This window comes from Bacillus sp. Root920 (assembly GCF_001429445.1).
Classification (GTDB): domain Bacteria; phylum Bacillota; class Bacilli; order Bacillales; family Bacillaceae; genus Bacillus; species Bacillus safensis.
This window is the reverse complement of record NZ_LMJV01000001.1, coordinates 1,346,427-1,368,128: the sequence shown is the minus strand read 5'-3', so window position 1 is coordinate 1,368,128 and position 21,702 is coordinate 1,346,427. Positions and strand designations below refer to the sequence as shown.

At 41.5% G+C, this 21,702-nt stretch carries 25 protein-coding genes; 6 read left to right on the top strand and 19 right to left on the bottom strand.

Going from position 1 to position 21,702, the window contains the following annotated elements:
• The first annotated feature begins 45 nt into the window (after positions 1-45).
• Complete coding sequence (locus tag ASE42_RS06585) at positions 46-279, top strand: hypothetical protein (protein WP_024426489.1); 234 nt, start codon at positions 46-48, stop codon at positions 277-279.
• Positions 280-289: 10 nt separating this feature from the next.
• Here the strand turns inward: ASE42_RS06585 and ASE42_RS06580 are convergent, their stop codons facing one another.
• From ASE42_RS06580 to ASE42_RS06565, 4 genes are all read right to left on the bottom strand, one after another.
• Positions 290-487 carry a ComZ family protein gene (locus tag ASE42_RS06580; RefSeq protein WP_024425054.1) on the bottom strand — a complete coding sequence of 66 codons (198 nt, stop codon included), beginning with the start codon at positions 485-487 and terminating at the stop codon, positions 290-292.
• Between the two features lie 12 nt (positions 488-499).
• Positions 500-1,462: a BMP family ABC transporter substrate-binding protein gene (locus ASE42_RS06575; protein ID WP_056766152.1), complete on the bottom strand. Its 963-nt coding sequence runs from the start codon at positions 1,460-1,462 to the stop codon at positions 500-502.
• Positions 1,463-1,553: 91 nt separating this feature from the next.
• The gene (locus tag ASE42_RS06570; protein WP_056766151.1) at positions 1,554-2,129 is read right to left on the bottom strand and encodes a hypothetical protein; all 576 of its coding nucleotides are present in this window, start codon (positions 2,127-2,129) and stop codon (positions 1,554-1,556) included.
• Positions 2,130-2,202: 73 nt separating this feature from the next.
• Positions 2,203-2,943 carry a hypothetical protein gene (locus ASE42_RS06565; RefSeq protein WP_056766149.1) on the bottom strand — a complete coding sequence of 247 codons (741 nt, stop codon included), beginning with the start codon at positions 2,941-2,943 and terminating at the stop codon, positions 2,203-2,205.
• 212 nt (positions 2,944-3,155) lie between these two features.
• Here ASE42_RS06565 and ASE42_RS06560 point away from each other — a divergent pair, with 212 nt between their 5' ends.
• Positions 3,156-3,350, top strand: coding sequence for a YjzD family protein (locus ASE42_RS06560; RefSeq protein ID WP_003211779.1), 195 nt, complete (start codon positions 3,156-3,158; stop codon positions 3,348-3,350).
• A 110-nt stretch (positions 3,351-3,460) separates the two neighbouring features.
• Here the strand turns inward: ASE42_RS06560 and ASE42_RS06555 are convergent, their stop codons facing one another.
• From ASE42_RS06555 to ASE42_RS06495, 13 genes are all read right to left on the bottom strand, one after another.
• Positions 3,461-4,726 carry an MFS transporter gene (locus ASE42_RS06555; protein WP_047201781.1) on the bottom strand — a complete coding sequence of 422 codons (1,266 nt, stop codon included), beginning with the start codon at positions 4,724-4,726 and terminating at the stop codon, positions 3,461-3,463.
• A gap of 163 nt (positions 4,727-4,889) precedes the next feature.
• Positions 4,890-5,069: a YjzC family protein gene (locus ASE42_RS06550; protein WP_056766147.1), complete on the bottom strand. Its 180-nt coding sequence runs from the start codon at positions 5,067-5,069 to the stop codon at positions 4,890-4,892.
• Positions 5,070-5,171: 102 nt separating this feature from the next.
• Positions 5,172-6,122 carry an ornithine carbamoyltransferase gene (gene argF / locus ASE42_RS06545; protein WP_056766145.1) on the bottom strand — a complete coding sequence of 317 codons (951 nt, stop codon included), beginning with the start codon at positions 6,120-6,122 and terminating at the stop codon, positions 5,172-5,174.
• On the bottom strand, positions 6,119-9,199 hold the full coding sequence (locus ASE42_RS06540) for a carbamoyl phosphate synthase large subunit (RefSeq protein WP_056766143.1): 3,081 nt from the start codon (positions 9,197-9,199) through the stop codon (positions 6,119-6,121). Before ASE42_RS06540 ends, argF begins: the two co-directional genes overlap by 4 nt.
• The gene (locus ASE42_RS06535; protein ID WP_024425061.1) at positions 9,192-10,253 is read right to left on the bottom strand and encodes a carbamoyl phosphate synthase small subunit; all 1,062 of its coding nucleotides are present in this window, start codon (positions 10,251-10,253) and stop codon (positions 9,192-9,194) included. The genes ASE42_RS06540 and ASE42_RS06535 overlap by 8 nt, the downstream gene beginning before the upstream one ends.
• Positions 10,254-10,323: 70 nt before the next feature.
• A complete protein-coding gene (locus tag ASE42_RS06530) occupies positions 10,324-11,475 on the bottom strand; it encodes an acetylornithine transaminase (RefSeq protein WP_056766142.1) in 1,152 nt (383 codons plus the stop codon).
• Complete coding sequence (argB, locus tag ASE42_RS06525; RefSeq protein ID WP_025093396.1) at positions 11,472-12,248, bottom strand: acetylglutamate kinase; 777 nt, start codon at positions 12,246-12,248, stop codon at positions 11,472-11,474. Before argB ends, ASE42_RS06530 begins: the two co-directional genes overlap by 4 nt.
• A gap of 14 nt (positions 12,249-12,262) precedes the next feature.
• A complete protein-coding gene (gene argJ / locus ASE42_RS06520; RefSeq protein ID WP_056766141.1) occupies positions 12,263-13,483 on the bottom strand; it encodes a bifunctional ornithine acetyltransferase/N-acetylglutamate synthase in 1,221 nt (406 codons plus the stop codon).
• 22 nt (positions 13,484-13,505) lie between these two features.
• A complete protein-coding gene (argC, locus tag ASE42_RS06515; protein ID WP_025093394.1) occupies positions 13,506-14,543 on the bottom strand; it encodes an N-acetyl-gamma-glutamyl-phosphate reductase in 1,038 nt (345 codons plus the stop codon).
• A 137-nt stretch (positions 14,544-14,680) separates the two neighbouring features.
• A complete protein-coding gene (locus ASE42_RS06510; RefSeq protein WP_056766139.1) occupies positions 14,681-15,229 on the bottom strand; it encodes an MFS transporter in 549 nt (182 codons plus the stop codon).
• A complete protein-coding gene (locus tag ASE42_RS06505; protein ID WP_056766137.1) occupies positions 15,226-16,671 on the bottom strand; it encodes an FAD-binding oxidoreductase in 1,446 nt (481 codons plus the stop codon). The genes ASE42_RS06510 and ASE42_RS06505 overlap by 4 nt, the downstream gene beginning before the upstream one ends.
• A gap of 121 nt (positions 16,672-16,792) precedes the next feature.
• Complete coding sequence (locus ASE42_RS06500) at positions 16,793-17,101, bottom strand: metal-sulfur cluster assembly factor (protein ID WP_024425066.1); 309 nt, start codon at positions 17,099-17,101, stop codon at positions 16,793-16,795.
• 46 nt (positions 17,102-17,147) lie between these two features.
• Positions 17,148-17,933, bottom strand: coding sequence for an alpha/beta fold hydrolase (locus ASE42_RS06495; protein WP_024425067.1), 786 nt, complete (start codon positions 17,931-17,933; stop codon positions 17,148-17,150).
• 137 nt (positions 17,934-18,070) lie between these two features.
• Between ASE42_RS06495 and ASE42_RS06490 the strand changes: the two genes are divergently transcribed.
• The 3 genes from ASE42_RS06490 to ASE42_RS06480 all read left to right on the top strand — a co-directional run bounded on the left by ASE42_RS06490 (position 18,071) and on the right by ASE42_RS06480 (position 19,309).
• Complete coding sequence (locus ASE42_RS06490) at positions 18,071-18,883, top strand: Cof-type HAD-IIB family hydrolase (protein WP_048238455.1); 813 nt, start codon at positions 18,071-18,073, stop codon at positions 18,881-18,883.
• Positions 18,884-18,971: 88 nt separating this feature from the next.
• Positions 18,972-19,121 (top strand): hypothetical protein, encoded by a 150-nt coding sequence (locus ASE42_RS06485; protein ID WP_024425069.1) that lies wholly within the window; start codon positions 18,972-18,974, stop codon positions 19,119-19,121.
• Positions 19,118-19,309, top strand: a complete 192-nt coding sequence (locus tag ASE42_RS06480; protein WP_024425070.1) for a DUF3813 domain-containing protein — start codon at positions 19,118-19,120, stop codon at positions 19,307-19,309. Before ASE42_RS06485 ends, ASE42_RS06480 begins: the two co-directional genes overlap by 4 nt.
• 51 nt (positions 19,310-19,360) lie before the next feature.
• Here the strand turns inward: ASE42_RS06480 and ASE42_RS06475 are convergent, their stop codons facing one another.
• Together ASE42_RS06475 and ASE42_RS06470 are read right to left on the bottom strand one after the other, a co-directional pair.
• Positions 19,361-19,816: a BsuPI-related putative proteinase inhibitor gene (locus ASE42_RS06475; RefSeq protein ID WP_048238454.1), complete on the bottom strand. Its 456-nt coding sequence runs from the start codon at positions 19,814-19,816 to the stop codon at positions 19,361-19,363.
• Positions 19,817-19,830: 14 nt separating this feature from the next.
• Complete coding sequence (locus ASE42_RS06470) at positions 19,831-20,673, bottom strand: YitT family protein (protein ID WP_056766136.1); 843 nt, start codon at positions 20,671-20,673, stop codon at positions 19,831-19,833.
• 140 nt (positions 20,674-20,813) lie between these two features.
• On the opposite strand from ASE42_RS06470, the gene ASE42_RS06465 reads away from it, so the two are divergent.
• Positions 20,814-21,665, top strand: coding sequence for a DegV family protein (locus ASE42_RS06465; protein ID WP_056766134.1), 852 nt, complete (start codon positions 20,814-20,816; stop codon positions 21,663-21,665).
• Positions 21,666-21,702: the final 37 nt, after the last annotated feature.

The following is a 21,702-nucleotide window of genomic DNA, read 5'->3' as shown; positions in this document are numbered from 1 at the left end:
TCATAGATTAATGATATATACCAATAGTAGAAAGGAACATGTGATATGGCGCAAAAAGATATTTTCTCAGCAATGATGTTTGGACAGCCGCTTGAAAAGGAGAAAAGCAAGACAGAGGCAAAGGAGGAACGTGCGGAGACATCTTCAAGTGAGGACTCAATTGACTACATGCATGTCATGAATCAAATTGGGAACATTATGAACTCCATCGATGAGCTGAAGCCTGTGTTTAAAGATGTTGGTCCTATGATTAGTGCCTTCAAGAAAAAATTATCATAAAAAAAAGCCACTATTCTGTGGCTTTTTCTGATTCTGCATCTGCTTTTCCAAGCTCATATGCTTCTTGCATGACAGATGTAAATAATGTTAGAAGCGGCTGAAGTGCTTCAGGCTCAAGCTGAATCCCTGCTTTATCTAACTCTTCCTTCGCCTGCGGAAAATACTTCATGGCAATTTGTAAAAACTCCATCGATTTTTCATGCTGCATGTCGTCGTCTCCTCACTTTTCATTTGGCAGTTTACCTGTTTTTTTGTATGACACAATATCACTTTCAATGTCTTTCACAAAAGCGTCGTCAATGGTGGAACTAAATTTCCCCATCTCGACCACTCCTTCTTTAAAATCAAAGGAGTACTCATCTTGTTCATTTAGCTTGCCTTCATTAAACTTCTTTGCAATGATACTATACGCTTTATCAACATGCTGTACAGTGCTCGTTAAAACTGTATGGCTGCCGAGGTTGGATTGATCGGTGACGTACCCGATCGCTGATAAATTATCGGCTTTGATTTGTTCAATGACAGGGATATTATAACCATCACCTGCTGGATACACAACATCAACGCCCTGCTTTTTTAATTTTTGATAGAGCTCCACCGCTTTGTCAGCATCATCCCAGTTTTCGACAAACTCTGCTAATACTTGTACATGTTCATCTTGATATTTTGCTCCTTTGATAAAGCCGTCTACTTCACTTTGCCAATCATATGTAGCAAGAATACCAATCTTTTTTGTTTTTGACATATGTGCAGCTGTCATGCCTCCGAAAAAGCCCATCGCTTCACCTTTAAACGTCACGTTTGTGACATTGCCCGCCTGAGGCTTGTTTCCATTGACCGTAATAAATTGTATGTTTGGATAATCTTCACTGATCAAGTTAAAAATTTCACTGTATTCATTGCCATGGCCAATAATCAAATTGACTCCTTTTTTATGGAATTCTTCAATGGCATCAACGATTTTCTCCTTGTCGACCATTCCTTCCTTATAATAAACATCTACACCAAATGTTGATTGGATACTTAATAAGCCTTTATAACCTTTCGTTCCCCAAACTTGATCATTGATCGTATCGGGGACGAGTAAACCCACCTTCTCAATTTTTCCTTTTAAAGGCGCCTGCGAGCAGGCAGATAATAGAAGAAGGAACGAAAAGATCATGACAAGCCGCTGGTACTTCATGCCATGTTCAACTCCCTTTTACAACATGCAGTGATGAACCTGTATGTTAAATATAGGTTTATTTTATACTGAAAAAAGATAAGATGGAAGATCATTCTTGCTTTTTGTCGAAAAATGTTGAGTTTTGTCTTTTCCATTCTGCAATCATGTCTTCTGCTTGTTTGTCATCTGTTTGGCTTTCTACCTTCAATTCATACGTCATGTCCTGTCTTTGACCTGTGTCCGATGCCCATTGTAACAATTCCTTTGCCACATCTTCTACAAAAAGTAAATCTGCACGCTTTGTTTGATCTTCATTGAGTGTCCATGGTCCGAACATGCGAGGAAGAATAACTGCCGGCACATTCTGTTTCGCTGATTCGTTTTCAGGTTTTTCATAAAGAACCTGGTACATGCCATGCTCTGCTTTGATGTCTTTCTGCCTGTTATGCGGTTCCTCTGATTGAATAAAAATGAGGTCATACGTGTCCTTGCTATCCTGAAGGTCAATGACACGAACGAGATCATTTCTGCCCAGCCACATCATCCGCTCTTCTAACAGAGCCTTTTGTTCTTCTTTAAGATCATGAGGACGCGTGATATCCACTTGAATGCCCTCTTTCATCATATATTCACAAAGTGTCAGGCCAAAAAACTCATCTGCCCCTATGATCAGTCCTGTTTCCATGTTCACGTCCCCTTTTTTAATATCGAATAAAAAGAAGAGCCCTTTCTATGAAGGGCTGTTATCATCCTATTCATCACAATTCTCTTTCATGCGATTTATAAAACTTGTGAATGGATTGAAAGATTCTTCTCGGATGATCAAACATATGCAGCGTGAGATCGACCTGACAATGTTCTGGATTTTTCATATGCTGATCAATAAAAGGCTTTGCGTGAAGTTCATATGCATAAGGTGCGCCGTTTAGCCTTTGCCATATATGAATCGGCACATGAGCAGAATGAACAGGACAAGAAGGCAGTGGATACGTTTCAGCTTCCTTTTCAGAACAGCCATAGCTCTCTGCTAACTCTTTGAGCAGCTGCTTATAAAAGAATTTGTGTTCCTTTTCTCTTTCTCGTTGTGCATCCAGATTCAGACATGGATTCACCATCGCAATGGACCTTAGTACTTCAGGCATCTCCTCAGCAAGGCTCATGGCAACAAGTGCCCCCATTCCCTCTGCGAGCACATGAATTTCCCAGTTTAATATTTCTTGTTTTAGTGTGTGATGCACGAGCTGCTTGGCGCTAAAAACAGCATCTTCGCATCCCCAGTGATTCCCATGAAGATGACTATTAAACAATGTATATCCTTCATCCTTTAAGGCAGTTAAAAGCTGGTTTCTTCCATAATGCTGAAGCCAGAATGATGTATTTTCCTGCACAAAGTGATTTCGGTCACCGAGGATTAGAATGCCAAAGCCATTTGGTTTTTGAGGAAGGTGAATGATGTTCCACTGGGAACCAAGCTGGAAAAAACGTTCGCTTACACCCATATGGCCAGCCTCCTTTCAGTGATTCTGCTTTCTATGATATGAACAACAACTCTTGTAGGAATAAGGAAATCCCCTAAAGACAGAAGAATTCTTTTTATTTTTATAGCAGAAGGTCTCAAAATGGTCACATAAAGGCGGAAAACAGTCTTTTCCCTTCACTTGCATCTATGGTATGATAATCAATAGATTGTTACATAAAGGACGGTGGGATTATGCATTATATTATCACCCTCATTTGGACTTTTCTGCTGACACATATGGCTGGTTACATCGTTGCCTCTATGAATGGAGCTGCTTATGATTTTACGCTCACTTCCATTCTTGCAGTTGTGTTTACGGTTATTTTATTCATCTTTGCTGAAGTAAGTCCAATGAAAGAAACGGAAAGTTCAACAAAACATTCTTAATATGACTTGTGAAAAAGAGCTAAATTGATGTTTAGCTCTTTTTTCTTTTTGCAGAGTGATTGCGGCACGCTAAAACCCCCTGCCTTAAACATACAGGGGGTTTTTATTGTTTATACCTCGACGGTTTCGGACTTCTGTTTGTCCGCTGTCAAATGGCTTTTCGCAAGCCCTGTAAACAGGAAGATCGCGATACCTGATAAAATTTCAAGGATTCCTCCGCCAGCAATGACAGGTCCCGCTCCAAATCTTTCTGCCAGGACGCCTGATACGACAGCTGCAAGCGGGAGAAAGACATTTGATGAGGCATTGATCACAGCATATACTTGCGGCTGATCCTCTTGGTCAACAGATGTTTGAATAATGACCATTTCCGGCACATTGATCGCACTGACAGCAGCTCCGAAAATAAAGGAAGCAAGCAGAACAACCGGCAGCCATGTACTCATCCCTGTCATAAAGAATGCAGCCCCTTCAATCATGCCAGCGACAATAAAGAACAAACCAAATCTCTTAATTTTCACTTTTGCCAGAGCAAAGCCCATCATAAACGCGCCAACTGCGGCAACACCTCTTAAAATGGAATACACCATGGAGTCGCTTTGCAGCGCTTCTGCTACGTATACCGCTGACAGTGCCTGCCACGGAGCTGCTGCGACATTCATTAAGATACAATACAGCGTGAGCGCAAATAAAATGTGATGGTTTTTGACAACGAGAAAACCTCTTTTTAAGTTATACAAATATGTATTCTTCGCTTGTTTAATGCCCGCTGCTTTTTCTTCATCGGTTTTCTTTAGTTTGACCCCGATAATAAACAGACCAGAAATCACAAATAAAGCAGTGGTAATCAGCAGAGTATCTGCAGGTCCAATTAATTTAACCAAAAGACCTGCCACCATGACTGCTGCAAGTGCAACAATCTCAAAAGAAGATTGCAGGATAGCATTTGCTTTTTGAATGAGATGCTTTGGAACAATCTGCGGTAAGATCGCCACCGAAGCTGGATTATAAGCTGCACCTGTTGCCGATTGAATAACCATTAATGAAATCAATAACCATAGAGGCAATAGATGCGAAAAGTGCAGAAGTGGAATAATGAGTACAATTGTTGCTCGAACAACATCTGAAGCGAACATCCATTTAGACAAATGGTGCTTTTTCATAAGAGGTCCTAATATTGGGGCTAACAAAGATGAAGGGAGAACAGTTACTGCTAGAAGAAGTCCTGTACCGAGCGCTCCATCCCCTCTTAAAATCAATAGCCAAAGGACGGATGTAAAAGCAAAACTTTCCCCTGTGTTTTTAATGAGTCTTGATATGAATAATGAGGTGAAGCGTTTATTCCAAACACTTTCACTGAGATTCATCTTTTCCATCACACAAATCCTTTCAACAATATATTACATATTTTACCTTAGGTTCTCTTTTTTTCATACTATTTATTTGAAAATTTGAACTTAATTGTTTTTTATTATAAAGAAAAAAGAGGCATGACACATGCCTCTAAAGTCTTATTCCTGCTGACTCTTAGTCAATTGCTTACGGCTTTCTTTGGTAGGTCCAAACGCGATTATGGTTCGAGTTATTAGGAAAGACATCGCCTGCTTTAAGCTTAATCTTTAAAGGATCTTTCACCATACTTCCAGTTTCGCCGATCTCGATATACACACCATTATTCGGTGCTTTATTCCCTGATTTAAACTGATGCTGCTGACCCATTTTCATCCTCCTTTCTCGATTGATGTTATTATGTCCCGTCCCTTGCCTCTCCAATCCTTTATGCAAAAAGTCCCTGCTCATACGAGTCAGGGACACTTGGATTTATTTGGATGGTTGATACATAAGTTCTTTCATTAACGCTTTTTGCACATGCAGGCGGTTTTCTGCCTGTTGAAATACTTTTGAGTGTGGCCCGTCAATAATATCTGCCGTCACTTCTTCCCCGCGATGTGCCGGGAGACAATGAAGGAAAATATAGTCCTTTGCTGCATGACTCATCAGTTCGTCATTGACTTGATATTCTTTAAATTCAGCAAGACGTTTCTCTGTTTCTGCTTCCTGCCCCATGCTTGTAAACACATCTGAATAAATAACATTTGCATCTTTTACAGCTGCAACAGGATCTGTTGTCACAGTCACTTCTGCGCCTGATTGTTTTGCAAACTCACGGGCAGTGTCTGTTACTTCTTGAAGCGGTTCATAGCCTTTTGGTGATGCAACCGCAATGTCACAGCCTAGCTGCGCACAGCCGACCATTAAGGAGTGCGCCACGTTATTTCCGTCACCGATATAGGCCACTTTGATTCCTTTTAAAGTACCTTTTGTTTCTTTAATGGTTAATAAATCAGCAAGCGCCTGACATGGATGTGAGTAGTCAGTTAATCCATTAATGACTGGAATTGACGCGTATTGTGCAAGCTCTTCAACCTTCTCATGTTCAAAGGTTCGAATCATAATACCGTCGACATAACCAGAGAGCACCTGCGCTGTATCACTGATGGTTTCTCCTCTGCCAATTTGCAAATCATTTGAGCTGAGGAAGAGCGCATGTCCTCCTAGCTGCGTCATCCCCGCTTCAAACGAGACACGGGTTCTAGTTGAAGATTTTTCAAAGATCATCGCTAACGTTTTTCCTTTGAATAAATCTTGATATGGGTTTTGTTTCATTTCTTCCGCTTTTTCAATTAAATAAGCAATCTCATGGATTGAGAAATCTTTTAATGATAAAAAGTCTTTTCCGTATAATGCCGGTTGCACGTCGACTTGACTCATACCGTCACTTCCTTTTTATATAATTCATGGAGCGATACTGGTGATACATCTCCATTTTTTCCTTGCAGGAATGCTTGAACTGTTTCATATTCGGTTAGGACTTGAACGCCGTGTGTGAGTGCTTTTACACGCTGCTCTTTTGCCTCTTCATCTTCTCCTAAATGAATATGAAGGGATTTGTCTTCATTCTGCAGCCAAGATTCAAAGCTGCCAGTCCAGACGTCAAAGCCTGCATGCTTCGCTTCATCTATCAATTGCTCGCTGCCTTGTATAAAAAGGCTTCCTTTTTGCTTCCAGATCGGCGCAAACACTTTTTTCAAGGCGCTTTCGGCGTTCTTGCCTACACACATTCCTTCTCCTGTCGCTTTCATTTCAGGTGTCAGCTTGAGGTCGATATCTTGAATGGCATGTGATGAGAACACTGGGAATTTGACCGCTGTCCCCCCTTTGTTTTTCGTTGCAGGGTTTAGTTCTTCAAGCGATGCACCAGCTAATAATTGAGTGGCCATTGGGATCATATCAATGCCCATTACCTTACTGACGACTGGTACAGTCCGGCTTGCCCGCGGATTCACTTCTAATACAAGCGCCTGATCCCCTTTGATGACAAATTGGATATTCATAATGCCCTTGAACGCTAATTTCTTCGCTATTTGTTCAGACGCGGTATGCACCTGCTGTTTGATGTCTTCACTGATTGAAATACTTGGTAAAATGGCAAAGCTGTCACCTGAGTGCACGCCCGCTTTCTCAATATGTTCTACGATGGTTGGAATGAACGCCTTTTTTCCGTCAGAAATAAGATCGACTTCAATTTCTTTTCCAGTGACGTACTCATCAATTAAGATTGGGTATGGCAAATGATCTGGCTGATCAAGCAGTGACGCCAAATGTGCTTCTGACTGAACAACGATCATTCCCATTCCGCCAATGACATACGATGGGCGAATTAATACAGGGTAACCGATGCTTTTCGCATGTACGAGTGCTTCTTCTTTTGAATGAGCCGTATCTCCTTTTGCGTGAGGAAGATTCAGTTCATCAAGAAGCTGATAGAATAAATCACGGTCTTCAAGTGCATCCAGCGTATCAAAGGACGTACCTAACAACGTGACACCGGCTTTTTCCAAGCCTTCTGCGACGTTAATCGCAGTCTGTCCACCAAATTGGACAATGACAAAATCAATCTGTTCTGCTTCCACAACGTTTAGGATGTGCTCTAATGTAATCGGCTCAAAATATAAACGATCTGCAATCTCATAATCAGTACTGACTGTTTCTGGATTGTTGTTCATCATGATGGTTTCAAATCCAAGCTTTTGCAAGGTCAGAACGCCATGAACGGCACTGTAATCAAACTCGACCCCCTGCCCGATTCGAATCGGACCAGAACCAATGATGAGTACACGCTGCTTTGTTTTTTCTTGATGTTCACCATCGCTTTTGCCGAAGTAGGTGGAATAGAAGTAATTCGTTTTTGCATCAAATTCCGCCGCACATGTGTCGACAATTTTAAATGAAGCAGCAATGCCGTATTCTTGACGAAGCTGCCTGATTGACTCTTCCGTGTGACCCGTAAGAAGAGCAATCGTTTCATCAAGGAAACCCTTTTCCTTTACCTTTTTCAAGGTATCTTTTGATAGCGTCCCCTTATGATCTTTCAATTCTTGTTCGAGCGTAATCATATTCTGGAACACATGTAAGAAGAATCGATCAATTTTCGTCGTTTGATGAATCGTTTCAACCGTTTCTTGTCTTGAAAGAAGCTCCATAACAGCGAAAAACCGGCGATCGTCTGGTGTTTTGATGAGTTCAAATAATTGTTCTGTCGATTGCTCTTTTAGTTCTGGCAGGTGGAAGCCCTTCGTTTTAATTTCAAGTGATGCAACTGCTTTTTGAATGGCTGACTCTAAATTACGATCAATCGCCATGACTTCGCCAGTGGCCTTCATTTTTGTGCCTAATTGACGGTCTGCCTGTTTAAATTTATCAAACGGCCAGCGCGGGAATTTCACGACAACATAATCGAGTGCCGGCTCAAAACTAGCATAGGTTGTGCCTGTGAGCGGGTTTTTCAATTCGTCTAGCGTATAACCCACCGCAAGCTTAGCTGCCATTTTCGCAATCGGATAGCCTGTTGCTTTTGATGCAAGAGCGGAAGAACGGCTGACCCGAGGATTCACCTCAATGACAAAGTATTCTTTACTGAGTGGATCAAGGGCAAATTGAATGTTGCAGCCGCCGACTACATCCAGCGCTGAAATGATTTTCAGGCTTGCAGAACGGAGCATTTGGTAATCCTGATCTGTTAATGTTTGGGAAGGTGCAACGACAATCGAGTCTCCTGTATGCACACCAACTGGATCGATATTTTCCATGTTGCATACCGTGATACACGTATTTTGACGGTCTCTCATGACCTCATATTCGACTTCTTTAAAGCCAGCTATGCTTTTTTCAACTAAACACTGGTGAATTGGACTCGCTAAAAGAGCTCCTTCAATGAGCGGCTTAAACGCCTCTTCTGTTAGAGCGATTCCGCCGCCTTTACCGCCAAGTGTGTATGCTGGTCTTAGGATAACTGGGAATCCGACTTCTTTTGCAAATTGAAGAGCATCTTCCGCATTATCCACAATTTCACTATCTGGCACAGGTTCGTTCAAATGCTTCATGAGAGCACGGAATTTCTCTCGATCTTCACCGTTTTCAATGGTTTCAACTGACGTTCCGAGCAGGGTCACCCCATGCTTTTTCAGCACACCGGCTTTTTCCAGCTCGACAGCAAGGTTTAAAGCCGTCTGTCCGCCAAGGTTGGCTAAAAGACCATCTGGTTTTTCCTTTTCAATGATTCTTGTCACTGAATCAACTGAAAGCGGTTCAAAATAGATTTCATCAGCAAATGACTCGTCTGTCATAATGGTTGCTGGGTTATTATTCACTAAGATGACTTTGTAGCCTTCTTCTTTTAAGGCCATACATCCTTGTGTTCCTGAGTAATCAAATTCTGCTGCCTGACCAATGATGATTGGACCAGACCCGATGACTAGAATGGTTTGTATGCTTTGATCTTTAGGCATGTGCGACTTCTCTCCTTGCTTGTTTCACTTTCTCAATAAAATCATCGAATACCCATTCACTTTCAGCAGGCCCTGGGTGTGCTTCTGGATGAAATTGAACTGACATAATCAGCTTTTCTTTATGAATGAATCCTTCTACAGATCCATCATTGACATGAAGGAATTTCACATCCACTTCTTTGTCATTCATGCTTTTTTCATTCACAACATAGCTGTGGTTCTGACTTGTCATAAAGACACGTTTGGATTCTGTATCCTGGACAGGATGATTCGCTCCTCTGTGGCCAAATGGCAGCTTATACGTATCTCCGCCAAGTGCAAGAGCGATTAATTGGTGACCTAGGCAGATCCCAAGTGTCGGAAATGACATCATGATGTCATGAATTGTTTTTAAATACGGTGTCATGGTTTTCGGGTCTCCAGGTCCGTTTGACAAGAGGATCGCATCCGGCTTGATCTCAAATACCTTTTCCATTTGTTTATATGGAATGACGGTTACTTTACAGCCGCGTGCTGCAAGCGAATCTGCAATTGATTTTTTAAAGCCAAAATCAATGAGCGCCACATGTTCCTCACCGCTGCCTTGTGTGTAAATCTCACTATCTGTCACCTGTGCGACGACATTGTCTTGTTTCATTGCAGGCGGTGTTTCGTTTTCGTCTACACTGAGCACAGCGTTCATCGTTCCATTTGCCCGGATGTTTTGCACGACTGCGCGCGTATCTGTATGTGTCAGAAGCGGGATATTCCACTTTTGTAAATAATCTTTTAAGCTGACCGCTGCAAGATGATGTGAAAAATGCTCTGCTGCCTCGTACACAACCACCGCTTTTACTTGAGGCTTCTTGCTCTCAAAGTCTTCATGGTTAATGCCGTAATTTCCGATCAGCGGATATGTGAAAACAATGATCTGACCTTTATAGGAAGGATCTGTGAGCACCTCTTGATAACCTGTCATACCTGTAAAAAAGACCACTTCACCTGTGATGCCAGCTTCTCCTGTCAGATCTCCTTCAAAAGAGGCTCCATCTTCTAAATTTAAATAACCTTTCATGCTTATGTCACCCCAAAATTGAATAATTAATGATACAAATGTATTTTTATACGTTCGTTTGTAAAAAAATTTACACCGAAACTGTTTTATTGGCTAATACTTGAACAATTGCTTCGATCGCCTGATCCAGCTCTGTTTTCTTCACATTCAGCGGAGGTAATAAACGAATGACATTCGGACCAGCTGGAAGCACAAGCAAACCTTGTTCTCTAAGAGCTGTGATATAGCCGGCGACTGGCTGATCACATTCAATACCTGCCATCAATCCTTTTCCCCGCACTTCTTTTACAATATTCAGCTGTTTGACTTTTTGCAGCTTTTCTAACAGGTAATCACCCTTTTCTTTCACTTCTGAAAGAAACTCTTCTTTGAAAATGACATCGAGTGTCGCATTCACAGCGGCCATGGCGAGCATATTCCCACCAAATGTTGTACCATGTGAACCTGGAGAGAATGCATCTCCTAGAGCTTTTTTCCCTATGACTGCACCAACTGGAAAGCCGTTTCCTAACCCTTTTGCTGCTGAGATAATATCAGGGTCAAGACACGTCTCTTCGTACGCAAATGCTGTTCCTGTACGACCGATGCCCGTTTGAATTTCATCTACAATCAGCAGTGCTTCATGCTTTTTGCAAAATGCTTGAACGGCTTCAAGGAATGCTGGTGTCGCTGGATTCACTCCACCTTCACCTTGCACAACCTCCAGCATCACCGCTGCCACATCATCGACTGCACAGGCTGACATAGCGTCTGGATCATTAAACGGTACGTAGTGAAAGCCTTCTAGCATAGGGCCAAAGCCAGTTTTGATTTTATCTTGGCCTGTGGCAGCCATACCAGCATACGTGCGCCCATGGAAAGAGTGCAAAAATGTGACGATATTTGTTTTCCCTGTCGCTTTACGTGCTAATTTAATGGCACCTTCATTTGCCTCTGCCCCGCTATTACAGAAAAACACGAGATCCCCTGAACTGTTTGCTGCCAGCTTTTCTGCTGCTTTTTCTTGCAGTCCATTTTCAAATAGATTCGATACATGCCAGACGTGGTCAAGCTGCTCCTTAATGGCCTCATTGACCTTTGGGTGATTGTGGCCTAAATTTGTAACAGCAATGCCTTGTATAAAGTCTAAATATTTTTTTCCATTTGTATCGATTGCCCAAGAACCTGCTGCCTCTTTAATTTCAACATTCCACCGTCCATAGTTTTGAAAAAGATGACTCACAGGACCGCCTCCTTTTGTTTCACGATTCTTGTTCCTTTAAAGGTTTCTCCTGTAAAGATACTGCCTTTGCCATTTACGATCATCACTTCATCTACATCACCTGATAAAGCACTCAAAGCGGATTGTACTTTTGGAATCATTCCCCCGGAAATAATGCCTTCATCAATGAGTGAAAGGGCTTCTTGTTCTGTGACGACATCTAATAGTTCACCATTTTTTAAAATACCTTCAACATCTGTGACAAACATGAGCTTATCAGCTTTCATCGCTCCTGCGACAGCTGATGCAGCTAAATCAGCATTCACATTTAAGGTTTGGCATTCTTCCGTCATAGACAGCGGCGCAATCACAGGAATGAATTGTTTCTCCATGAGTGCTTCTGCCATTTCTGGATGAACTTCTTTGATTTCACCAACGTACCCGTAAACGTCTTGATCAAGGAAATCGGCGACAAGCATCTGCCCATCTTTACCGGATACGCCGACAGATGATATATCATGCTTTGCGAGCTCTGACACAAAGTATTTATTGACTGTTCCCGAGAGAACCATTTCGGCTACCTCTAACACAGGCTTCGTTGTTTTACGCTGACCGTCAACAAATTCTGTTTTCACTTCTAATTTTTGCAGCATGTCGGTGATTTCAGGTCCTCCGCCATGCACGATAGCCAGCTTAAATCCAGCAGCTTGAAGTGAGCGGACATTTTCATAAAAGGTATCTGAAAGTTCTCGAATGACACTGCCTCCACACTTGAACACGATCGTTTTATTCATGTCTATCTCCTTCTTTATGTGCGATAGCTCGCGTTAATTTTCACATAATCATAGGTAAGATCACAGCCCCATGCTGCAGCTTCACCATTCCCCTCACTCATTTGAATGAAAATCGTAATCTCATTCTGCTCTAGATATGTTTTTGCTTTCTCTTCTGAGAATGGCTGCGGTTCATTGTGTTTGAACAAACATTGTCCGCCTAAATAGACTTCTACCTCTTCCGGTGTGACGGAAGCTGCGCTATGACCAATGGCTCCGACAATTCGTCCCCAGTTGGCATCCGTACCATATACGGCGGTTTTAACAAGACTTGAACCAACGATTTTTTTTGCAATGATGCCGGCTTCCAAGTTATTTTTAGCACCAGCGACTTTTGCTTCAATTAATTTGGTTGCGCCTTCTCCATCTCTTGCAATCTCTTTGGCTAAATCCTCGCAAGCTAGTTTTAATCCTTCTTTAAACAATGGCCACTCTGGATGCTCTTCATTGAGTGCATCGTTTTGTGCCATTCCATTTGCCATCACAAGCACCATATCGTTTGTCGATGTTTCTCCATCGACGGTAATTTGATTAAAGGTCACATCCGTAATGTCACGAAGCGCTTGCTGTAAGGCTTCCTGTTCGACATTTGCATCTGTTGTGACAAAGCCAAGCATTGTCGCCATGTTCGGGTGAATCATGCCAGAGCCTTTTGCTGCGCCTGAAATGATGATCTCTTTTCCGTCTATCGTAAGGGTGTATGCTGTATTTTTAATGACAGTATCTGTCGTTAAGATCGCTTCTTCAAAATGGCCTTTTTCGGCTTTTGCTTCTTTTAACTCGACGATGCCCTTTTTGATTTTATCCATCTCAAGACATTCCCCAATGACACCTGTAGAAGAAACAGCAATATAATCAGGTGCTACACCTAACATATCTGCACAGGCTGCCTGCATGTCGTATGCGTCTTTTAATCCCTGCTCACCAGTACATGCATTGGCGATGGCACTATTGACAATGACACCTTTTAATTGTCCTGTCTTTTTTAAGCTTTGTTGTGTGACTTTGAGAGGCGCAGCTTGAAAGTGACTTTGTGTGTAGACCGCTGCACTTACTGCTGGTACTTCGCTGACGATGAGGCCAAGGTCTTTTTTTGAATAGCGCAAGCCAATGTGAATCCCCTTTGCTTCAAAGCCTTTTGGTGATGATACGTCACCATCTATTTTGACAATGCTTTTTTCATTCAATTCGATCATGTTTGTTGTCTCCCCTGTTCTCTTATGGATAAAGAGGTGTCATTGTGAGGCCCGCCTCTTCATGTAAGCCTTTGATGATGTTGAAGTTTTGAACCGCTTGACCGGCCGCACCTTTCATGAGATTGTCTATGACCGACACGATTGTCAGTCTCCCTGTTCGCTCATCTAAATGAAAGCCAATATCACAGAAGTTACTGCCGTATACTTCTTTCGTTTGTGGATAAACGCCGTGATCTCTCACTCTGACAAAATAGGAATCTTCATAAAAGTCTTTCATTCGCTTCATCAATTCTTCTTTTGTGACATCTGTTTTTAATTGTGTATACATCGTCGCCATAATCCCTCTTGTCATCGGGACAAGATGCGTAGAAAATGTGACGTTCGCCGTCTGCGGATTCCATTCTCTTAATATTTGCTCTATTTCCGGCGTATGCTGATGCTCATTCACCTTATAAATTTTAAAGTTATCGTTTAGTTCTGAAAAATGCGTGCCAAGTGAGGCAGATCGTCCGGCACCGGACACCCCTGTTTTTGCATCTATTATAATCATGGATTCATCGATGACATTCTGTTTGATGAGCGGTGCTAAACCGAGAAGAACTGCGGTAGGAAAGCAGCCCGGATTGGCAATCACTTCAGCCTGTTGAATTTTGTCACGATTCAGTTCGGATAAACCGTACACCGCTTGTTGAACAGATGCTGTATCCGCTGCCCTTCGTTTATACCATGCTTCATAGGTTGCTCCATCTTGAATGCGCAAATCACCTGATAAATCAATGATCGGCACTCCTTGATTCATAAGCTTTGGCGTCAGTTCACTTGATACGCCTGCTGGTGTCGCTAAAAACACAGCATCTGTCTCTCGCACAATGGCAGCCGGGTCAATGGCTTTTAATGTTTGGTCAGTAATCGTTGTCAGATGCGGATAAGATTGACTGTATGATTGCCCATCACCACTTGATGAATACAATATACATTCCTCCACATGCGGGTGATGCTTGAAGATACGAACCAATTCCGCACCACCGTACCCTGTAGCACCTATAATACCTATTTTCAACGTCAATACACCCTCTTGATCTTTGTGAAATTATTTAACATTATAACATGTATAAAAATTAATTCAATTGTATATTTAATATTTGTTTTCATTTTTTTTCAACAAAAAAACCGCATATCTTCATGAGACATGCGGATTTATCTTTCGTTTTTGATATAGAGGACCATGAGTGCACTGCATAAATATAATATGGAGCTTGCATAAAAAATGAAGTAAACGGTAAAGAAATCAGCAAACAGGCCGCCAAGCATAATGGCAATGGATGAAAATAGGGCTGTACAAAAATGATAGTGACCGACTTCTTTCATTCGTTTGTTCTCTGTTGTGAGATCAGTAACAAGCAATTTCTCCCCGTGTTTTTGAAAGCCGCCAAGTGCACCAAGTGCAAGCTGGATTATATACACTTGCCCCACTTCTGTTATATGCGGAAAAAGCAGTAAAAGAAACGCCATACCAAACGAATGAATGATTAAAAAGATCCTCCTGTCGGTGGTTTCTGGTAGTTTCCCTAATAGTAAATGAATAAACGCACCGCTTAAACCAAACAGACCATAGGCGAGTCCAAACTGTGAATAGCTTGATCCAACATTTTTAATAAAAAGAATGTAAAAAGGAAATATCAAACTGCTGGCGAAAAACAGCAGACTTTGTGAGTAGACAAACCATTTCATTGCTTTTGCATTCATTGTGTATTGTACCTCTCATAAAAGTAGTTGGTAAACGTACCATCTGGATCTGCTTGTTTTTTCTTTTGGAAAAATACATCAGTTTTAGGGTAAGCCCTCTTCATTTGCGCCTTCGTTTGATAAGGCATGTACGGTAAGTAATAGCTTCCATCGTGCCGCAGCGTGATATCTGTCATTTTTCGAATGATCCGCTCTGCTTCCGCTTTCTCTCCTTTTTCAAACCCGTAATTCACTAAAAGCACGAGGGCAAACATATCTTGTTTCGCATATGAGAGATCCGCTTTTTCATTTTTTTGAACATAGCGTATTGTGATATTCATTAGATTCAAATCTTCCTGTTGTAAAAAGGCTCTCATGTCATCGATGTACGCACGAAAACGGTCAACTGGGACGAAATATTCCTGCAGCACATCCGTGTCTGACTCATTTTCATATTCTAAAAAGGCTGAATCAGACCGCATCACATTGTTTCTTGTGATCAGCTGATCATTTTGACTTAGGAAATACTTCTTTTGCAAATTCCAGAGCAGATCTTTCCCCATATCAAATCTTCTTGAAAGGCCGAGCATAAATTTTAATGGCATGACGAGTTGATCTTCCTTAAGCTCTTGATATGATTCGATTTCTTGATCTGAAGTGAGAGAATAATTCGTCACATACATCTCTTTCAAAAAGTTTGTTTTTGCTGTGGAGATTCTGGCAAGATGCATGCGTACTTCTTTATTGTGGTTGACATGCTTTTGAAAATATTCCGTATACTCATCGTAACCCAGAGAGGTTGTCTCCATTTTATATAGTTCATCTTTTGTTAAAGATAGCTCAGCATCTAAAATGACACCGAACAACCCGTATCCCCCAATGACAGCAGTAAATAAATCATCGCCTGGTTTCACCGTGATAATCTCTCCGTCTGCTTTTAACAGCCTAAAGGAACGTACTGTATCAATGAGTGACCCGTAGCGAATGTCACGTCCATGTGCGTTTGCACTTAAAGATCCGCCAATTGTAAAGATATTTTGCGATTGCATTACCTTCACAGCAAGACCGTATGGATTCACATATTTTTGTATATCATCCCATGTAGCGCCGCTTTGAACCCGAATCGTTTTCTTCTTTGGATCAAACGCTAAAATCTGGCGGTATTCCGTCATATCGAGCACGATGCCGTTTTCATAATAAGTGTGGCCGCCCATGCTATGCTGTTTTCCGGCAATTGAAATTGGCAAGTTTTTTGCTTTTGCTTCTTTTAATACTTCTTTTAACGTGTCTATTTCTTTTCCTTGAACAACTTTTTTGATTTTGACAGGCATGAGATGACTGACATCTGTAAAAGCCTCAAGGTCCTGTTTTTTGTGTGCCTTGCCTTCTCGTATGGTGATTGATGCACAAAATGCAGCAGCATATACGATCAAAAGAACGATCCATAGCCATTTTCGTTTCATGATAGGTACTCCGTTCTATAAAATTACATCCATTATATCAAGCTACACTCTTCCTCCATCTTAATTTTTCATAAAAAAACCTGGCATGAGTTCAACTCATACCAGGCATTTTTCATTTTGCTTATTGAATACCGAGCGCAATTTTTGCGTATCTTGACATTTTGTCTCGTGTCCAAGGCGGATTCCATACGATGTGAACTTCTGTTTCTTTTACTTCTGGAAGATCACTTAATGCTTTTTTGACTTCATCCACGATAATTGGTGCAAGAGGACAACCCATTGATGTTAAGGTCATGGTGATATCCGCTTTTCCATTCTCATCAAGATCGACATCATAGACAAGTCCAAGGTTGACAATGTCGACATTCAGCTCAGGGTCAATCACCTGTTCTAGGGCGCCTAAAATATTTTCTTTCAATGCTTCATCCATGATATCCACTCCTTTTTCCATTAGTATAACGTACTTTTTCTTCTGACTAAACGTTTGTGCTTTTCAGATGTGTCACAAACCAGTCAATCGTTTCAAACATCGCTTGTCTTGAGACTTTATGGCCTGCTTGTCCATCAGTAATAAAGCGAATCAGATGCGGATCCTGCTTATATTGTGTGGCCGCTAACTCATCATATAGGGATTTTGCGTGCCGGTAAGGGACGACAGGATCATTTTCTGCATGCCAGAATAAGAGCGGTCTTTTATTTAATCGATCCGTTTGCAGCGTTAAATCATATGGGCGCAGGGCGTCTAATTGCAGATGAACCTCTTCGTCTGTAATGTCTTTCATTAACCCTTTGTGACGCATGTCCATGATTTGTGCTTTTAGAAACGTCGTATAGTTTGGACTTCCCATCAAGCTGACAGCGGCTTTGATCCAATCATGCTTGGCAAGTGCACCAAAGGTGGTGATGCCGCCCATGGATGTACCCGCAACGCCTATCAGATCGGCTTCAATCAATTGTTTTTCTTGAAAGTATGTTTTAAGTATATCGATTTCACGAATTTCGTTCAGCACAATTTCCCAGAACTTTGATGCCAGTTCCTCTAAGCTGAGGTTTTCTGACCTTACACCATGATAAGCACAGTCAGGCAAAATGACTCTCATGCCTTTTTCCGCCAAATGGAAGGCGAAGTGTAAATTATGCTCGCGTGCACTTGTAAATCCATGAATAAAAAATACAAGCGGCAGCGGTTTGTCTTTATTTTCAGCTTTTACGATATGTAAAAATGGAATATCGCGCGTAATTTGCTCATCAATGGTGATCACAGCCTATGAATCCTCCTTTATCATTCCCGTCTTTGTTTATTTTAACATGTAGACAACAAAGATGTGATAAAGATACACTATAGATAGAGGCGTTAACATGAATTGCCTCCTATCACTTACAGATCAAAGGAGATTTTATGGAGACTAAACCTTATCTAATCGCACTTGACCTGGATGGCACATTATTAAAAGATGATAAAACCATTTCTGCGCATACACTTGACGTCATTCGAAAAGTGAGAGACAGCGGGCATCATGTCTGTATATCAACAGGCCGGCCATTTCGATCCAGCTCTCCTTATTATCAGCAATTACAGCTTGATTCACCCATTGTGAATTTTAACGGAGCGTTTGTCCATCATCCTCTTGATGAAAAATGGGGCAGATTTCATACGTCACTTGATCTTCAAGTGGTCAAACAGCTTGTAGACATTAGTGAAGAGTATAAAGTGCACAATGTGTTGGCTGAAGTGTTAGACGATTTGTATTTCCATTATCATGATGAAAAACTCATTGATATCTTTAATATGAATGCAAACAAAGTTACTGTTGGAGACCTTAGGGACAACCTTGGAGAGAATGTGACGAGCGTGTTAATCCATGCAAAAGAAGAGGACGTTGGAGCTATTCGAAGCTATTTATCAGATGTCCATGCAGAAGTGATTGATCACAGGCGCTGGGCTGCCCCGTGGCACGTGATTGAAATCATTAAAACAGGCATGAACAAAGCCGTTGGACTGCAAAAGATCAGTGATTATTACGGTGTTCCTAAGGAGCGGATTGTGGCATTCGGAGATGAAGACAATGATTTAGAAATGCTTGAATTTGCTGGTTGCGGTGTAGCAATGGGCAACGGCATTGATGCCGTGAAACGTGTCTCAAATGAAGTCACTGATACAAATGAACAAGACGGGATTGCGAAGTTTCTAACGAATTACTTCTCGCTTTAAATTTTCCATTCATACATAGCAGATGGAAGCGGGCATACTAGCGTTAGACAGGTTGTCCTGTCAGCTTGTGTAAAGGGGCGGATTCCGAATGGGTAAAAGAAGCAAATCGAAACGCTTTATACAACAAGGTAAAGATTCAGTCAGTCTTCATGACGCACGCTTTCCTTATCGTTCGACACTTGAAGAAGCGTCAGACAGAGGGAATATGAAGACTGATGCTTCTGGAGGTTCATTGTGAGAAACGAACTTTTTGATCAAGCCAAATCGTTTACTGAAGAAGCTCTTACTTCTTCATTTTCATCTGGGTTAGAGCGTCAACAGGCAGTCAAGCGAGCGAAAAATGCCGTATCCTCTGCATTTGCCAATTCGACAGATGCAGAAAGAAACCAGCTGCATACCTTCCAAGACTTGCTTGATGATCTCTAACATAAAAAAGCTGTCCACATATAGATGGACAGCTTTTTCTGATTCCTGCACTTATTTGACTTGGAACGTTTTCTTCTCCGTGATTTGTTTCAGTCCTTCTGCTTTTCCTTTAAACGTAACGACTGCTTCGTACGTTCCGGGCTTTACACCGTTTGACCACGTATCTTGAAAATCATAGGCCTCGCCTTTTTTCAGTACAAAAGATTGGATGGCCTGTGTGAACATACGGTCTTTCGAATAGCGGTATTGTTCATTTCCGTTTTCGTCATACACACTAAGTTCGAATTTTTGGCTTGTGTTAAAAGTAAATTCAATATCTCGATCTGATTCATTTTTCAGTGACATGTTAAATTGAACTGAAGAACCTTTCTGGACGGGGTCTACTGTGAGCTCAACCGTTTTTTCTCCCATTTGACCGGATACCTCCTTGTCTGGTTCATCCTTTTTTTGTTGTCCACAAGCGGCTAAAACCAATAGAATGAGAAGAAGCACCAACCCTTTTTTCATCTGCTACCCACCTTTTAGTCTCGTCTGAAAAATCCAAGAATATTGGTTGTCTGCACAATATTTGTAAAGGCTTTTGGATCGACTTCTTTAATAATTTGTTCAAGTTCATACAACTCATACCTTGTAATAACGATCACCATCATTTCCTTTGGCTCGTTGGTGAATGCGCCTTTTGCAGGTACAGTTGTAATGCCTCTGACCATTTTTCCATAAATGGCCTCTTTGATTTCATCTGCTTTCTTCGTGACAATCATCGCTGTCAGCTTCTCATGTCTTGTATGGATGGCATCAATGACCCGTGTGGTCACATATAATGTGACAAGGGTATATAATGCTTTCTCCCAACCTTGTAATAATCCTGCTGTAAAAATGATGATTCCATTTAATATGAAGAAATACGTGCCAACTGGTTTATCCTTCCACTTCGCTAAAACCATAGCTACAATGTCAAGTCCGCCTGTCGAAGCCCCGTATTTGAGCGTGATCCCAATCCCTACTGCGGATATGACACCGCCAAACACAGCATTTAATAAAATATCGTGGGAAACGCTCGTTTCTGGTAAAATACCAAGGAAAATGGTCGTCAGCGCAACACTGATGATGCTGTACAAAGTAAAGGAACGGCCAACTTTCATCCAGCCTAAAATGCCGACTGGAATGTTTAAAATAAATAATAGAATCCCTGTTGATACATAAAATGGCGCATATTGATCGATTAAGCTAGATAACAGCTGGGCTACCCCTGTAAAACCGCTCGCATATACGTCAGCTGGGATTAAGAATAAATTTAGTCCGATCGCATTGAGTAATGCACCAATAACGACGACAATGAGTTTTTTTGCTTCTCCAATGAACATGTTGTCATTCCTCCACTTACCATTCTCTCTATGGTTTTCCCTAAAATTTAGAATTTGAACACGAAAAGATGATATCTATGATATAGTTAGGCTAAAAAGATGTAAAATATGGCTTATTTTTTTAGAAAGAAGGGATTTATATGACTGTTCATATCATAGCAGACAGTGCTGCTGATCTGCCTCTTTCTTATTATGATGAACATAACATAACGCTCATTCCGCTTCGCGTATTGCTTGGCGAGCAGGAATTTGAGGATTTGATCACCATTGAACCAAAACAAGTATTTGATGCGATGAGACAAGGAGCCAGTCCAAAAACATCACAGGCTTCACCAAACCGAATCAAGGAAACGTTTGTTTCTGCCGCTCAAACCCATACATCTGCCATCTATGTCGCTTTTTCATCAGAGCTTTCAGGTACATACCAAACAGCTGTGATGATGGCAAACGAAGTGAAGGAAGAATACCCTGATTTTGATTTACGAATCATTGATTCTAAATGCGCTTCACTCGGCTATGGGCTTGCTGTCAAACACGCTCAATCACTTGCCATTGACGGAAATACAATACAAGAAATTGAAACGTCTGTAAAGCATTTTTGTGAATCTTTACAACATATTTTTACTGTAGACGATTTATCGTATTTAGCAAGAGGCGGAAGAATCAGTAAAGCGTCCGCATTTGTTGGCAGTTTGTTAAGCATTAAGCCCATTTTGCATGTCGAAGATGGAAAACTCATCCCGCTAGAAAAAATCCGTGGACGTAAAAAACTGCTGAAACGCATTATTGAACTGATGAAAGAACGCGGAACGGATTGGTCGAACCAAACGGTTGGCATTAGTCATGGTGATGATCCTGCACTGGCGGAAGACATGAAACAACTGATCGAAGCCGAATTTCATCCAAAGGAAATTGATATTCAGATCATCGGTGCCGCTGTTGGGTCCCATTCTGGACCTAGCACGCTTGCGATCTTTTTTACAGGCAAATGATCATAAAAAGCACCCTTCCCTGACACAACACGGGAAG